We start from the raw sequence: 13909 nt of genomic DNA, 5'->3' as shown, positions 1-13909 counted from the left end.
CGGGTCAGGGACCGTCCGGCGTGTCGCCGGGGGCCTGGGTGCCGACTGCCATGCCGGCACCCAGGCGGCCCATCGCGCCCATGCCAGCGCCGCCACCGCCACCGCCGCCGCCGCCACCAGCCTTGCCGCCGCGCTCGCCTGCATCGGCGCGGCCCTTGGCGGCGCCGCCGGATGCAGGACGTGTCGGCCCTTGGTGCGGAATCTCCAATCCGCTGGGAATGGGCGCCAGGTCCAACGCGCCGCGGATGAAGTCACGCAGCGAAACCACCAATGCATGGGTGTGCACGGGGCGGCCCTGGGCCAGTTCGGTGGCGGCATGCGCAGCCAACCGCACCTGGTCGTCGGTGCCCAGCAGCAGGATGTCCGACAACGCCGCTTCCACGGCATCGCGGATGCGCCGCGCCCGATCCGAACCGGGCTCGCTGATGCCGTGCTGGTGTGCGCGCTCGCGCAGCTGGCGCAGGTGCGAAGGATCGACATCGAGATCGCCGGTGAACGATCCGCCCAGCACTTTGTAGGCCGCCATCAAGGTACGCAGCCGTTCATTGATCTGGCGGTTTTCGCGCTCGCGGCGCGCTTGCAGGGTCTGCATCACCAGCAGGCGGATACCCACGCCCAGCAGGGTGATGAGCGCCAGTCCACCGAGGGTGGACAGCACGGCCTGCCATGAACTGAAATCGAGACCACGCATGAGGGGCACTCCTTGGCGAGGCCCCCATGATGCCCTGCCACGTGTGTGCAGGCGCATCATCATCGACATCCCCTGGCGCCAGCCGGCGACAGGGGTGCCCGGCGCGCTTACTTGCCGCGCTTGGTCACGGCCTTGCGGGTGGCGACCTTCTTGGCAGGCGCCTTGCGGGCGGCCTTCTTCACCGGCGCTGCCTTCTTGGCAACGGCCTTGCGGGCGACAGCCGACTTCTTGGCCACGGTCTTCTTGGCAACCGCGGTCTTCTTGCCGACGGTCTTCCTGGCAACGGCGGCCTTCTTGCCGACGGTCTTCCTGGCGACGGCGGTCTTCTTGCCGACGGTCTTCCTGGCAACGGCGGTCTTCTTGCCGACGGTCTTCCTGGCAACGGCGGTCTTCTTGCCGACGGTCTTCCTGGCAACCGCGGTCTTCTTGCCGACGGCCTTCTTGGCAACCGCGGTCTTCTTGCCGACGGTCTTCTTGGCAACCGCGGTCTTCTTGCCGACGGCCTTCTTGGCAACCGCGGTCTTCTTGCCGACGGTCTTCTTGGCAACGGCGGCCTTCTTGCCGACGGTCTTCTTGGCAACAGCGGCCTTCTTGGTCGCGGTCTTCTTGGCCACGGCGACCTTCTTGGCGACGGGCTTCTTGGCAACAGCGGCCTTCTTGGTCGCGGTCTTCTTGGCCACGGCGACCTTCTTGGCGACGGGCTTCTTGGCTACGGCAGCTTTCTTGGTTGCGGTCTTCTTCACTGCGGCAGCCTTCTTGGCAACGGTCTTGGTGGCGGCGGCCTTCTTCTTGGCGACGACCTTCTTCAGCGCGGCCGATTCGGCCTGTGCGTTCTGCTTGGCGGCTTCAAGCTTCTGCTTGGCCTTGGAGATCGACTTGCCCACCGACCTGGCGGCCTTGTCAGCCTGCTTGGCGACGGTCTTCTCGACCTTGGCAACGGCGTTCCTGGCGGCATCCACGCGGGTGGTGGCGGCCTTGCGCACGCGCTTGGCCGTGGTCTTGACCGCAGCCACGGCGTCTTCGGCGGTGTGGGCGATGGTCTCGCCAACGTTGGTTGCAGCTTCCTTTACAGTCTCGACGGTCTCGCTCAATGTCGTCGTCACACCATTACCGTTGCTCATGATTTGCCCTCCTGAGGGGCTGGAATGTCAAAACGGAGGCGATGCTATACCGGCAGGGTGCATCGTGGAACGGGAAACTGCGCAGGCGCAAGCGCGCGCCACCACGATGGCTGCGACCAGGCACGACCATCGACGCGCATGGCAACTCGAAAACCCGCGTTTTCAAGTGGTTTGGCGCCAGGCGTCCTGCACGGCGGGCGTCATCGTGGGCAGCCGCCGCGATGCTGCAGGACCGCTTGCCGATACGACACCGGCAGCGGAGTTTGCGCGGAACTGCGCAACTTTCCATGTGCCGGACCGCATCTTTCATGGCATGTTTATCCAGCGCGGGAGACACTTCTGCGGCCCTGCCGCAGCTCCCTGCGGGCCTCGCCTGCAGCATCGAGCGCGCCCTACTCCACCTTCCTGCCCGGACACCGATTCCCATGCGACCGATTCCGACCCTGCTTACGCTCGCACTGGCCGCAGCCTTCGGCGGCTTCGTCGCCAGCGGCATCAATGCACACCTGGACAACCGCGCCGAAGCAGCGCCGGCGCCGATCACCATCCCGGCCACCAGCGCGCTGCCCGCTGCGGTCGCCGGGCAGCCGGTTCCCTCGCTGGCACCGATGCTGGAGAAGGTCACCCCAGCCGTGGTCAGCGTCAACACCAAGCAGGTGGTGCGCGTGCGCAATCCGTTTTTCGAAGACCCGTTCTTCCGCCGCCTGTTCCCGGACGTGCCGCAGGAACGCATCAACGAATCGCTGGGTTCGGGCGTGATCATCGACGCCGCCGAAGGCCTGGTACTGACCAACCACCACGTCATCGACAACGCCGACGACGTGCAGGTCACCCTGTCCGACGGGCGCACGGTGAAAGCCGAATTCCTCGGCTCGGATGCGGACACCGACATCGCGCTGATCCGCATCCCCGCGCAGGGCCTGACCGGCATCACCCTCGGCAACAGCGACCAGCTGCGCGTAGGTGACTTCGTGGTCGCCATCGGCAATCCATTCGGTTTCACCCAGACCGTGACCTCGGGCATCGTGTCGGCCGTCGGCCGCAGCGGCATCCGCGGGCTTGGCTACCAGAACTTCATCCAGACCGATGCATCGATCAACCCCGGCAACTCCGGCGGCGCGCTGGTCAACCTGCAGGGGCAGCTGGTGGGCATCAACACCGCCAGCTTCAACCCGCAGGGCAGCATGGCCGGCAACATCGGCCTGGGCCTGGCCATTCCGTCCAACCTGGCGCGCAACGTGGTCGACCAGCTGGTCAAGCATGGGGTGGTGGTGCGCGGCACGCTGGGCATCGAAAGCCAGAACCTGACCCCGCAGCTGGCGCAGGGCCTGGGACTGAGCGAGGCGCGTGGTGCGCTGGTCACCCGGGTGCTGGCGGGATCGGCGGCAGCGGCGGCCGGCGTGCGTGCCGGCGACGTGGTGGTGACCGCCAACGGCCAACGCGTGGACAGCGCGCAGGCGCTGCACAACATAGAAGGACTCGCGGCGGTCGGCAGCACGATGACCCTGGAACTGCGTCGCGATGGCAAGCCGGTGCAGGTCAAGGCCACCCTGAAGGAGCAGGCACGCGCGATCAGCGGGGACACGCTGGATCCGCGCCTGGGCGGTGCCACCTTCGTTGACCTGCCCGAGTCGCTGCGCCAGTCCGGGCTCAGCGGCGTGCTGGTCAACGAGGTCACCCGCGGCAGCCGCGCCGCCGCTTCCGGCCTTGCCAAAGGCGACATCGTGACCGAGGCCAGCGCAGGTGAGTTCGCCGACCTCGCCAGCTGGCGGGCCAATTTCCTGCAGCCTCCGCAGCAACTGGTGCTGCGCATCGTGCGGGGCAATGCCAGGGGGCAGTTGGTCATGCGCTGACGGCATGACGTACCGTAACGCCCCCTATACCCGGGCGATGGTATCCATGTCGTCCGTGGCCATCCCGCATGTCGGGATGGCGGCCGCCTTATTCACTGAAGCAGGAGATTGCGATGAGCCCCACCAACACCGAAAACCTGAAGGACCACCTGGGCGAAGCCTCCACCCACCTGAAGTCGGCCGCCAACGCGGCTGGCAGCGCCATCAAGGGTGCCACGGGTGCGGCCGGCGATGAACTGCGGATCGGCAAGGCCAACGTCAAGGCTGAACTGTCCGATACCGCCCTGTCCGGCCTGGCTGCTGCCGAGTTCGGCGGTGCCGCTGCCAAGGAACAGGTCGATGCACTGATGGACAAGGGCAAGGACCTGGTCGACAGCGCCGCTGAACTGATCCGCGAGCGTCCCCTCGCTTCGTTCGGCGTCGCCTTCGCTGCCGGCTGGCTGATCGCCAAGCTGGCCCGTAGCGGCGGCGACAAGTAAGCCGCGGCGTGAGCGAAAGCGACAACACCGCCAACGGGCCTGATCCAGCGGCTACCCCGCCGCTGGATGAGAGCATCCGGCAGGTCAGCCAGGCCAGCCGCGCAACGGTGGATGCCGCAAAGCATTCGTTCCGTTCGCTGCGTCGGTTGGCGTCAGCGGATTTTGCCCTGGCACGCAGTGCCTTCGGCCGTGCGCTCGCATGGGCGGGGGTGGCGATCGTGTTCGGCGCGTCGGCGTGGCTGCTGATGGCGGCCACGTTGATCGCCCTGCTGCAGAGCTGGGGCATGTCCTGGCTGCATGCGCTGCTTATCACTTCGCTGCTGAGCCTGGCGATAACCGGCCTGGCCGCGTGGCGGGTGTCCTACTTCTTCCACCACACCGGCATGCATTCCACCCGCCGGCAGCTGTCCAAGCTGGGCCTGTTCGACGAGCCCGGCGATGAAGAAGACCCCGACGCCGGCGTCAAGATCCCGGAGGGCAAGCCATGAAGTTCAGCGTATTGCGCAGCCGGGTGAAGCGCTGCGAGCAGGTGGTTGCGGTACGGCTGGCCGATACCCAGGACAACTGGGGCGTGCTCAGCCAGGCGTGGCGCAGTGGCTGGTCGCCGCTGCGCATCATCATTGCCGGCGTGGCCAGCGGCTTCGTGGTCGGCAAGCTGGAAGTGCCCGGCAAGATCAATGGCGCACGCTGGCTGCAGATGATCGGCTCGGTCTCCAACCTGCTGGCCAGTGGCCAGGCCGCGTTCGCTTCGGCGATGGCCGCGCACGCGGCCGGTGCGGCAGACGATGCCGCCGAGCAGGCCGATGCTGCCGCCGACAAAGTCGATGATGCAGTCAATCCCGGGGCAGCCGCTGCTGCGGGTGCGGCCGCTGGCGCGGCGGCCGCGGCATCCGTGCAGCGGTCCCCTGCGCCGCAGGCCGGCCCGGGCCGCCAGCAACCACAGGACGCCAACGGTCCCCGCCCGGCCGAAGCCGCTACGGAATTGTCCGAGCGTTGACACGGTGAACCCGCCGCGTTGATCGCGGCGGGCAGATAATGGGCAACTTTTCCCCTGTCGGTGCGACGATGAGCGAGTCCCTTTCCAGCGTCCCCGTCGAACCGATCGCGCCCGCGCCACTGCCCGCGCGCCCCCGCGCGCCGGTGTCATTGGTCGTGCTGGCAACGCTCGCCGTGGCATTCACGCTGTGGGCGGCCCAGCCGGTGGTGCTGCCGATCCTGTTGGCGATGTTCTTCGCATTGGTGGGCAACCCCATCCTGCGCATGCTGGAACGCATCTGGGTACCGCGCGCGCTCGGTGCCATCCTGGTGATCGTGGTCGGCCTGGGTGCCACCACTGCACTGGCCGTGCAACTGGTCGTGCCGACCATGGAGTGGGCGCAGGAAGCCCCGCAGCAGCTGCGCAAGATCGGCCGCCAGGTGCAGAACCTGACCAAACCGGTGCAGCAGGCCAACCAGGCCGCCGAGAACTTCGCACGCGTGGCCGCCGGTGAAGGCAACCGCCGCGTGGAGGTGGTGCGCACCCAGCTGGATGACCCGTACCGGGCGATCACCCAGGCCCCGCGCCTGCTCGCCTCAGTGCTGGCGGTGGTGCTGCTGACGCTGTTCTTCATGATCTACGGCCAGGACCTGCAGCGGCATGCCATTGCCTTGTTCCCCAGCCGCCAGCAACAGCGCTTCACCACCGATATCCTGCGTTCGATCGAACGCGAAGTGTCGCGCTATGTGCTGACCATCACCGTGATCAACAGCCTGGTGGGCCTGGTGTTCGCCGGCACGCTGATGCTGCTGGGCCTGGAAATGCAGGATGCCCTGCTGTGGGGCACGATGGCCGCACTGCTCAACTTTGCCCCGTACGTGGGTCCGCTGATCGGCGTGGCGCTGATGCTGCTGGTCGGCTTCGTCGAATTCCCGGATCCGCTCAAGGCGATCCTGCCGGCCGCCTGCTACCTGGCCCTGCACGCGCTGGAGGGCCAGCTGATCACCCCGATCGTGCTGGGCCGACGGATGAAACTTTCGCCGCTGGTGCTGATCCTGGCGCTGATGATCTTCGGCTGGCTGTGGGGCTTCGTCGGCCTGCTGCTGGCGGTGCCGCTGCTGGTCTGCGTCAAGCTGGTGCTGGCACGGCTGGAGGGCATGCAGGGCTGGTCGCGGCTGCTGGAATGAAAGCCGATAGCGACGGGCGTAGAATGACCGGGTGAACTTCCCCATCCAAGCCATCACCCTCGACCTCGACGACACCCTGTGGCCCTTCGCTCCGATCGGCGCACGCATCGAGCAGGTCCTGCACGACTGGATGCTGCAGCACAGTCCCGCCACGGCCGCGATGTTTCCGCAGGCCGCGATGCGTGAACTGCGCGAGCGCGCCTACCTCGACAATCCCCACCTGCACCATGACCTGAGTGCGCTGCGCCGGCTGGCACTGCAGCAGGCGCTGCAGGACAGCGGCGCCGATGCGGCCCTGTTGGAGCCCGCTTACGAAGCCTTCTTCGCCGCGCGCAACCAGGTGGAGTACTACCCCGATGCGCTGGATGCCCTGCAGCGCATCGCCGCCCGGGTGCCGGTGGCGGCGCTGAGCAATGGCAACGCCGACCTGGAACGGATCGGCGTGGCGCACTTGTTCGCCTTCCAGCTGGGTGCCCGCGAACACGGTGCGGCAAAGCCGGTCGCCAGCATCTTCCATGCCGCCTGCGAGCGCCTCGGTGTTGCACCGGAGCACGTGCTGCACGTGGGCGACCACATTGAAATGGACGTGGCCGGGGCGATGTCCGCCGGCCTGCGCGGCTGCTGGATCAACCGCGAAGCGGCCCGCTGGAACCATCCTTCGCTGCAGCCGGACCTGCAGTTCGACACCCTCACCGGGCTGGCCGACTGGCTTGATGCCAACCCCGCCGCCAGCGCAACCAGGAGCGCCTGACCCCATGACCGAGATCACCGGTTTCGTTGCCACCTCCGACCAGGCGCTGCCGCTGCACGTGCTGGACCGGGCGCAGTTCATGGCATGGAATGCCGCCCAGCCACCCGCGCTGCAGGCGTGGCTGCAGTCGCAGAATTTCACCGCCAGCGGCCACAGCGTGGCACTGCTGCCGGGCGAACACGGCATTGCCGGTGCGGTGATCGGGATCGGCGATGCAGGCGATGCGTACAGCTATGCCCATGCACCGCACGCGCTGCCCGAAGGCACCGTGTGGAAGGTGGCCACCGCACTGGAACCGGCGCAACAGGACCTGCTGCAGCTGGGCTGGGGACTGGGCAGTTACCGCTTCGACCGCTACAAGGCGCGCAATCGTGCACCGGCCCAGCTGCTGGCCAGCCCGTCGGCCGAGGTGGCCGCGCTGGTCGCCGCCAGCCTGCGCGTGCGCGACTGGGTCAACACGCCCACCGAAGACATGGGGCCGCAGCAGCTGGAAGACGCCGCGCGCGCACTGGCGAACGCACATGGCGCGCAGCTCGAGGCGATCACCGGTGAGGCGCTGCTGGAGCAGGATTTCCCGGCCATCCACGCGGTGGGCCGTGCCTCCCACCGTGCGCCGCGGCTGATCGTGCTGCGCTGGGGCAAGGACACCGATCCGTCGCTGGTGCTGGTCGGCAAGGGCGTGTGCTTCGATACCGGCGGGCTGGACATCAAGCCGGCCGACGGCATGCGCAACATGAAGAAGGACATGGGTGGGGCGGCACATGCGCTGGCGCTGGCCGGGCTGGTGATGGCCCAGGCCCTGCCGGTGCGGCTGACGCTGCTGGTGCCAGCGGTGGAAAACGCGATCGGCCCGGATGCATTCCGTCCGGGCGAAGTGATCGCCACCCGCAAGGGACTGAGCGTGGAGATCGACAACACCGACGCCGAAGGCCGGGTGATCCTGGGTGATGCCCTGACCTTCGCCAGTGAACAGCAGCCGGACCTGGTGCTGGACTTCGCCACCCTCACCGGTGCGGCACGCATCGCGCTGGGCCCGGACCTGCCGGCGCTGTTCAGCAACGATGACACGGTGGCCCAGCAGTGGCTGCAGGCCGGCGAGCAGACCCGTGACCCGGTGTGGCGGATGCCGTTGTGGCGGCCGTACCTGCGTTACCTGCACAGCGGCGTCGCCGACCTGGCCAATGCCGGTTCGCGGATGGGTGGCGCGGTCACCGCAGCGCTGTACCTGGAACGCTTCCTGGCCGACGGCCAGCGCTGGGCCCACCTGGACGTGTATGCCTGGAACGACGGCGAACGCCCCGGCCGCCCCGCTGGCGGCGAAGCCCTGGCCCTGCGTTCGGCCTGGGCCATGCTGAAAACACGCTACGCCTGACTCCTGAAAAAGGGGACGGAGGGGATTAAGTCGCGGGTGACCAGATAGGGTCGTTTGCGACTTAATCCCCTCCGTCCCCTTTTTTGCTTAGGATGTGGGCACCGCGCATTTCCATGCCAGGCAGGAACCGTCGATGCCCTTGTTCCGCTTCACCCGCAAAGGCGGCTTATCGCGCGGCCCACGGCCGCATTCGCCGCTGCCCTGGCTCGCGCTGATTGCGTTGATCGTGGGCCTGATCGCGCTGGCCTTTGCATGGCTGGCCGGCTGGATTGGTCGTGATCGGCCCACGGCGCAGCGCTTCACCGACACCATCGAAGCCACCGGCCCGGCGCATCCCGGCTTCCGTCGCGCGCATAGCAAGGGCGTGTGTGTGAGTGGCTGGTTCGAACCCACGTCGCAGGGTGCGGCGCTGTCCCGCGCCCAGGTGTTCCAGCAGGAACGGGTGCCGGTGCTGGGGCGGCTGTCGATCGGCGGCGGCGATCCGCACGGTGCCGATGCGCAGGCACGGGTGCGCAGCATCGCCCTGCAGCTGGTCAGTGACAACGGGCAGGAATGGCGGATGGCGATGAACAGCTTCCCGTTCTTCGCCGTGCCCAGCCCGGAGGCCTTCCTGGAACAGACCCAGGCGCAGCTGCCCGACCCGTCCACCGGCAAGCCGGACCCGGCGAAGATGGCCGCCGTGCTGCAGAAGTATCCCAGCGCGCGCGCCTTCCAGCAGTGGGCAAAGACCGCCCCGTGGACCACCAGCTGGGCCAACACGCAGTTCAACAGCGTCAACAGCTTCTGGTTCACCGCCGCCGACGGCACCCGCCAGGCGGTGCGCTGGAGCTGGGAACCGCAGGCTGCGGTCGAGGTGCTGGACGAAACGGCGCGCGCCGGTGCCGGTCTGGACCATCTGGCCGACGAGTTCGCCACGCGGCTGGCCAGCGGGCCGGTGCGCTGGAACCTGGTGGTGACCCTGGCAGGACCCGGCGACGTGGTGGAAGATCCCTCCACCCCGTGGCCCGCCGGACGCTCCCGTGTGCAGGCCGGCGTGCTGTCGCTGGCGCATATGCAGCCGCAGGCCGGGGGGCCCTGCAACGACCTCAACTTCGATCCGCTGATCCTGCCCGATGGAATCAGCGGCAGCGACGATGCGGTGCTGGCGGCACGCTCGGCGGTGTACTCGCATTCGTTCAACCGCCGCGAACGCGAGACCGCGCGTGGCGAAGCCGGCGATGGCGCAGGGGTATCGAAATGAACGCACCGAATCGCACGACCGGCCATTTCAACCTGTTGGCCCGCGTGCTGCACTGGACGATGGCCGTGATGATCCTGGCGATGCTGTTTATCGGCGTGACCATGATGGCCTCGTTGCACCTGCGGCCGACCCTGGTGGACATCCATCGTCCGCTGGGCATCGCCATCGGGCTGCTGGTGCTGCTGCGCCTGTACAACCGCCTGCGCCACCGGCCACCGCCGCTGCCGGCCGATCTGCCGTGGTGGCAGGCGCTGGCCGCGAAGGCGTCGCACTGGCTGCTGTACGCGTTGATGCTGGCGATGCCGCTGCTGGGGTGGTCGATGCTGTCCGCCGGCGGCTATCCGATCGTGCTGTGGAGCGGCTTCAACCTGCCCCCGATCGCCCCGCATTCGGCAGCGCTGTATACCGCGCTGCGCAGCGCCCACAGCCTGCTGGCCTATGTGCTGTTCGCCACCGTGCTGATGCACCTGGGCGCTGCGCTGTACCACGCCTGGGTGCGCCGCGATGGCGTGTTCGAGTCGATGGCGAAGAAGTAGCCGGCGTCAGAGCCAGCCCTTCTGGCGGGCCAGCCGGTAAGCTTCGATGCGGTTGGCCACGCCCAGCTTGCCGATGCATTCGGACAGGTAATTGCGCACCGTGCCATGCGACAGGCCAAGCTCGGTGGCGATCTCCCCGGCCGTCTTTCCTTCGCCTGCCAGGCGCAGCACGCGGCGCTCGCGGTCGGTCAACGGATCGGCCTGCGACCAGGCGTCCAGTGCCAGTTGCGGGTCGATGGCGCGGGCGCCCCGTTGCACGCGGCGCAGGGCATCGGCCAGGTGGTCGGCCGGCGCGTCCTTGAGCAGGTAACCGAGCACGCCCGCGTCCAGGGCGCGGCGCAGGAAGCCGGTACGGGCGAAGGTCGTGACGATCACCACCTTGATCGGCAGTTGCTGCCGCGCAATCCGCTGCGCCAGTTCCAGCCCGGTCAGCCCGGGCATTTCGATGTCGGTGACCAGGATGTCCGGCCGCACCTGCTGCAGCAGTCGCCACGCCGCTTCGCCGTCGGCTGCGGTGCCCAGCACCTCGATGTCCGGCTCCAGCCCCAGCAGCGCCGACAACGCGCCGCGCACCATGGCCTGGTCTTCGGCCAGCACGATCCGGATCATGGGGTTCCCTTCAGCAGGCTGGCAGGCAATGGATCCGGCGCCCGGTCCCTGGGCGTCGATACGGCCGGCATCGGCACGCGCACGGTGATGCAGGTGCCGCCCTGCGGCAGCGGCTCCAGTTGCAGCGTACCGCGCAGTGCGGCGATGCGTTCGCGCATTCCAGCCAGGCCGTTGCCTTCGGTGGTCACGCCGCCACGGCCGTTGTCGCGGACCTGCATCATCAGGGCATGGCCGTCGCGTTCGAAGTGCACCTGGGCGTTGCCCGCAAGCGCGTGGCGGGCGATGTTGGTCACCGCCTCGCGCAGCACCAGCGCCAGCGCGCGCTCGATCTCCAGCGGCATCGGCGGCGGCGGCTGGTAGTCCAAGTGGACCTGCTGGCATTCCAGCAGCAGCCGGGCCGAGGCAAGCTCACCGGCAAGGTCGCTGGAGCGGAATCCGGTGACCGCACTGCGGACCTGCGCCAGCGCCTGCCGCGCGATGTCTTCCGCTTCGCCGATCTCCTGCCGTGCACGCGCATCGCCGCGGTCATACAGCTTGCGCGACAGCTCCAGCTTCAACGTGATCAGTGACAGCGTGTGCCCGAGCAGGTCATGCAGGTCGCGGCCGATGCGCTCGCGCTCGGCCGTGGCCGCCAGCCGGCGCACCTCATCCTGTGACAGCTGCAGCTGTGCGTCGCGGTCCTTGTTGACCGCCTCCATGTTCGATATCAGGCCGATCACCACCGACATGAAGGGAATCCAGACCAGGTTCTGCCAGGCCCAGCCCGCAAGCCACGCGGTGCCGACATACACCGCATTGAGCAATAGCAACTGCAACAGATAGCGCCAGGTGCTGCCGTTGCGGCACACGCGCAGCATCACGCAGCCGAACACGAAATAACTGATGCCGGACGGATACCACGGCACCAGCACCAGGCTCATCACGACCATCGCGAGCGCATAGCGCGGTGCATGGTGGCGCGGCGCCAGCATCGCGCGCGCGTACAGGAACAGGAAGGTGGGATAGCTGAGCAGGGTCAGCAGCGCCCAGCGCGCGGTATACCCGCCACCGAACAGCGGCGTCAGGAACACCCATGAGGTCCACAGCAGGTGGACGTAATCACTCCAGCCGGACTGGCCGCGCCGCCGATGGTCGGCTGCAGCGGAATCCGGCGCGGGGCGCAGCAGGGTGGCCAACCCCTTGGACAGCACGGTGGATTCCAGCAGGCGGCGGGCGCGGGCGATCATGGACTCAGCCGATGCGGCGCAGGCGACGGGTCGCCAGCAGCGCGCCGATCACCGTCACCAGGGCCAGCACCCCCACGTGCACCGGCATGCTGCCGCTGGCCGGCTCGTCGATGGTATGCAACGCCAGTTGGGCCGCATGCCAGGTCGGCCAGAGCGGAGCGAGCCGGGTGAACACGTCCGGGAGCATCGACAGCGGTACCCACAGGCCCGACAGCAGCGCCAGGGGCAGATAGAACAGGTTCACCATCGCCGGCGCCGCATCGGCACCGACATGGCTGCCGATCAGCAGGCCGACCGCGCCCAGCGGCAGTGCGACCAGCGCCGAAACGCCGATCAGGCCAGCCATCTGCGAGGGGGTCAGCACGACCTCGCCCACCGCGTGCGCGGCGATGATCAGCAAGGCCGCCACGACCACGGCGAAGATCAGGGCCATCAGCAGCCGGGCCAGCATGGGGGCCAGCGGCGGAACCGGCAGGGCGCGCTTGAGGGTCAGCAGGCCACTGGCCCGGTCCACGGCCAGCTGTACGCCGAAACCGAACAGGGCAGGCCCCATGGCGCCGAAGATGCAGTAGGTAGCGAGCAGGTAGCGCCCCGCTTCGCCACGCCCCAGCAGCACACCGAACATCAGGTAGAACAGCACCGGGAACAGCAGACAGGGCAGCACGAAGGCCGGCGTGCGCCAGGTGCGCCGCAGCTCGGCCTTCAACTCGGCGACGTACGGTGCGAGCCGCCGCGCCACCGGACGGCGCACTGCTTCGCTGTCGGCCCGGGGCAGGCTCATGCGGCCTCCCGGGTCATTTCAACGAATGCTTCGGCCAGTCCCCCGCCGCGCACGTCCAGCTCGCGCAGCTGGGGATCTTCGGCAAGCAGGCGGGCCACCACCGCCTCGGCCGGTTCGGCCAGCAGCTGCAGGTGGTCGCCTTCGCGGCGGGCATCGATGACGCCCTCCCAACCGCGCACGTGGGCCACGTCCAGCCGGCTGCGGCATCGGATCCGCCGCGGAGCCAGCTGCGGCCGGAACGTCGCCAGTGGGCCATCGGCCAGTACCTGCCCCCGTTCCATGACCACCACGCGCCCGGCGAGCGCTTCGGCTTCTTCCAGGTAATGGGTGGTCAGCACGATGCCGCATCCTTCCTGGCGCAGCGTCGCGATGGCGTCCCAGATGGCCTGCCGGGCCTCGATGTCCAGGCCGGTGGTCGGCTCATCAAGGAACAGCAGGCGCGGACCGCCGCACACGGCGATGGCGAACTGCACGCGCCGCTGCTGGCCGCCGGACAGCGCGCCGTAGGGCCGCTCCCGCAGGTCTCGGACACCGGCGATGGCAAGGCATTCGGCCAGCGGGCGAGGCCGCGGGTAGCTGGCCTGGAACTGCTCCACCAGCTCACCGACCCGCAGGTTCGGCGGCAGCGCGGTGCTCTGCAGCATCACCCCGACCTGCTCGCGCTGGGCACGGTGTTGCGGATCGCCACCGAGCAGCTGCACCTGTCCGCTGTCCGGCCGCCGCAGCCCAAGCAGCACTGCGATGGCCGTGCTCTTGCCGGCGCCGTTGCGACCGAGCAGGGCCAGCACTTCGCTTCCCTGTACCTGCAGGCTGACTCCAGCCAGCGCCTGCACGTTGCGATATCGCACGTGCACCTGCTCAAGGACCGCAAGTGGAGGGGCATCGAGGTGCATCGCGAACTCCCGGGAAAGAGGTGGCCAGTGTGCGGCAGGTCGCAGCGTACACGCACTGGCGCACGTCAGCAGCAGAGGGTGACAGCTGTCACTGCCCGTTTCCGGTACCAGGCGTGCATCCTTGCCGACGCCGGAACCCGGTTTGCCCCCAGTCGGTGTTGGGGTCACACTCCGCTCGATCCATCGTCATGGTC

Annotated in this window: 15 protein-coding genes; 9 read left to right on the top strand and 6 right to left on the bottom strand. The window is 68.3% G+C overall.

Features of this window, described 5'->3' with window-relative positions; all coding sequences use genetic code 11:
* Nucleotides 1–4 precede the first annotated feature (4 nt).
* Together ACI2JH_RS07955 and ACI2JH_RS07950 are read right to left on the bottom strand one after the other, a co-directional pair.
* Nucleotides 5–691 (bottom strand): hypothetical protein, encoded by a 687-nt coding sequence (locus tag ACI2JH_RS07955; RefSeq protein WP_404735890.1) that lies wholly within the window; start codon nucleotides 689–691, stop codon nucleotides 5–7.
* Nucleotides 692–798: 107 nt separating this feature from the next.
* Nucleotides 799–1812 (bottom strand): histone, encoded by a 1014-nt coding sequence (locus tag ACI2JH_RS07950; protein WP_404735889.1) that lies wholly within the window; start codon nucleotides 1810–1812, stop codon nucleotides 799–801.
* Nucleotides 1813–2237: 425 nt separating this feature from the next.
* Between ACI2JH_RS07950 and ACI2JH_RS07945 the strand changes: the two genes are divergently transcribed.
* The 9 genes from ACI2JH_RS07945 to ACI2JH_RS07905 all read left to right on the top strand — a co-directional run bounded on the left by ACI2JH_RS07945 (nucleotide 2238) and on the right by ACI2JH_RS07905 (nucleotide 10206).
* Nucleotides 2238–3665, top strand: coding sequence for a Do family serine endopeptidase (locus ACI2JH_RS07945; protein WP_404735888.1), 1428 nt, complete (start codon nucleotides 2238–2240; stop codon nucleotides 3663–3665).
* A gap of 113 nt (nucleotides 3666–3778) precedes the next feature.
* On the top strand, nucleotides 3779–4144 hold the full coding sequence (locus tag ACI2JH_RS07940) for a hypothetical protein (protein ID WP_042613320.1): 366 nt from the start codon (nucleotides 3779–3781) through the stop codon (nucleotides 4142–4144).
* An 8-nt stretch (nucleotides 4145–4152) separates the two neighbouring features.
* Nucleotides 4153–4632 (top strand): phage holin family protein, encoded by a 480-nt coding sequence (locus ACI2JH_RS07935; RefSeq protein ID WP_182656445.1) that lies wholly within the window; start codon nucleotides 4153–4155, stop codon nucleotides 4630–4632.
* Entirely contained in the window at nucleotides 4629–5141 is a 513-nt protein-coding gene (locus ACI2JH_RS07930; protein WP_404735887.1) for a protein sip-5, read from the top strand. Before ACI2JH_RS07935 ends, ACI2JH_RS07930 begins: the two co-directional genes overlap by 4 nt.
* Nucleotides 5142–5209: 68 nt before the next feature.
* Nucleotides 5210–6307 carry an AI-2E family transporter gene (locus tag ACI2JH_RS07925; RefSeq protein ID WP_182656447.1) on the top strand — a complete coding sequence of 366 codons (1098 nt, stop codon included), beginning with the start codon at nucleotides 5210–5212 and terminating at the stop codon, nucleotides 6305–6307.
* Between the two features lie 31 nt (nucleotides 6308–6338).
* On the top strand, nucleotides 6339–7058 hold the full coding sequence (locus ACI2JH_RS07920; protein WP_101099521.1) for an HAD family hydrolase: 720 nt from the start codon (nucleotides 6339–6341) through the stop codon (nucleotides 7056–7058).
* 4 nt (nucleotides 7059–7062) lie between these two features.
* Entirely contained in the window at nucleotides 7063–8430 is a 1368-nt protein-coding gene (locus ACI2JH_RS07915) for a leucyl aminopeptidase family protein (RefSeq protein WP_404735886.1), read from the top strand.
* 133 nt (nucleotides 8431–8563) lie between these two features.
* Entirely contained in the window at nucleotides 8564–9670 is a 1107-nt protein-coding gene (locus tag ACI2JH_RS07910) for a catalase family peroxidase (protein WP_404735885.1), read from the top strand.
* Nucleotides 9667–10206: a cytochrome b gene (locus tag ACI2JH_RS07905; protein WP_101099523.1), complete on the top strand. Its 540-nt coding sequence runs from the start codon at nucleotides 9667–9669 to the stop codon at nucleotides 10204–10206. Before ACI2JH_RS07910 ends, ACI2JH_RS07905 begins: the two co-directional genes overlap by 4 nt.
* A gap of 6 nt (nucleotides 10207–10212) precedes the next feature.
* On the opposite strand, the gene ACI2JH_RS07900 is transcribed toward ACI2JH_RS07905, so the two are convergent.
* From ACI2JH_RS07900 to ACI2JH_RS07885, 4 genes are read right to left on the bottom strand one after another with little or no spacing between them, the layout of a single operon-like run.
* The gene (locus ACI2JH_RS07900; protein WP_101099524.1) at nucleotides 10213–10815 is read right to left on the bottom strand and encodes a response regulator transcription factor; all 603 of its coding nucleotides are present in this window, start codon (nucleotides 10813–10815) and stop codon (nucleotides 10213–10215) included.
* Nucleotides 10812–12041, bottom strand: coding sequence for a sensor histidine kinase (locus ACI2JH_RS07895; RefSeq protein ID WP_404735884.1), 1230 nt, complete (start codon nucleotides 12039–12041; stop codon nucleotides 10812–10814). The genes ACI2JH_RS07900 and ACI2JH_RS07895 overlap by 4 nt, the downstream gene beginning before the upstream one ends.
* 4 nt (nucleotides 12042–12045) lie before the next feature.
* Nucleotides 12046–12822 (bottom strand): ABC transporter permease, encoded by a 777-nt coding sequence (locus ACI2JH_RS07890; RefSeq protein ID WP_101099526.1) that lies wholly within the window; start codon nucleotides 12820–12822, stop codon nucleotides 12046–12048.
* A complete protein-coding gene (locus ACI2JH_RS07885; protein WP_182656451.1) occupies nucleotides 12819–13715 on the bottom strand; it encodes an ABC transporter ATP-binding protein in 897 nt (298 codons plus the stop codon). Before ACI2JH_RS07885 ends, ACI2JH_RS07890 begins: the two co-directional genes overlap by 4 nt.
* Nucleotides 13716–13909 lie beyond the last annotated feature (194 nt).

The sequence above is a fragment of the Stenotrophomonas sp. NPDC078853 genome, assembly GCF_044901215.1.
In the GTDB taxonomy this organism is placed as follows: domain Bacteria; phylum Pseudomonadota; class Gammaproteobacteria; order Xanthomonadales; family Xanthomonadaceae; genus Stenotrophomonas; species Stenotrophomonas lacuserhaii.
This window is presented reverse-complemented; position numbering and strand designations above follow the sequence as displayed.

What these genes read in the sequence shown, in the direction of transcription:
- ACI2JH_RS07955 (WP_404735890.1), bottom strand. Translation starts at nt 691, where the DNA reads ATGCGTGGTCTCGATTTCAGTTCATGGCAGGCCGTGCTGTCCACCCTC.
- ACI2JH_RS07950 (WP_404735889.1), bottom strand. Translation starts at nt 1,812, where the DNA reads ATGAGCAACGGTAATGGTGTGACGACGACATTGAGCGAGACCGTCGAG.
- ACI2JH_RS07945 (WP_404735888.1), top strand. Translation starts at nt 2,238, where the DNA reads ATGCGACCGATTCCGACCCTGCTTACGCTCGCACTGGCCGCAGCCTTC.
- ACI2JH_RS07940 (WP_042613320.1), top strand. Translation starts at nt 3,779, where the DNA reads ATGAGCCCCACCAACACCGAAAACCTGAAGGACCACCTGGGCGAAGCC.
- ACI2JH_RS07930 (WP_404735887.1), top strand. Translation starts at nt 4,629, where the DNA reads ATGAAGTTCAGCGTATTGCGCAGCCGGGTGAAGCGCTGCGAGCAGGTG.
- ACI2JH_RS07925 (WP_182656447.1), top strand. Translation starts at nt 5,210, where the DNA reads ATGAGCGAGTCCCTTTCCAGCGTCCCCGTCGAACCGATCGCGCCCGCG.
- ACI2JH_RS07915 (WP_404735886.1), top strand. Translation starts at nt 7,063, where the DNA reads ATGACCGAGATCACCGGTTTCGTTGCCACCTCCGACCAGGCGCTGCCG.
- ACI2JH_RS07910 (WP_404735885.1), top strand. Translation starts at nt 8,564, where the DNA reads ATGCCCTTGTTCCGCTTCACCCGCAAAGGCGGCTTATCGCGCGGCCCA.
- ACI2JH_RS07905 (WP_101099523.1), top strand. Translation starts at nt 9,667, where the DNA reads ATGAACGCACCGAATCGCACGACCGGCCATTTCAACCTGTTGGCCCGC.
- ACI2JH_RS07900 (WP_101099524.1), bottom strand. Translation starts at nt 10,815, where the DNA reads ATGATCCGGATCGTGCTGGCCGAAGACCAGGCCATGGTGCGCGGCGCG.
- ACI2JH_RS07895 (WP_404735884.1), bottom strand. Translation starts at nt 12,041, where the DNA reads ATGATCGCCCGCGCCCGCCGCCTGCTGGAATCCACCGTGCTGTCCAAG.
- ACI2JH_RS07890 (WP_101099526.1), bottom strand. Translation starts at nt 12,822, where the DNA reads ATGAGCCTGCCCCGGGCCGACAGCGAAGCAGTGCGCCGTCCGGTGGCG.
- ACI2JH_RS07885 (WP_182656451.1), bottom strand. Translation starts at nt 13,715, where the DNA reads ATGCACCTCGATGCCCCTCCACTTGCGGTCCTTGAGCAGGTGCACGTG.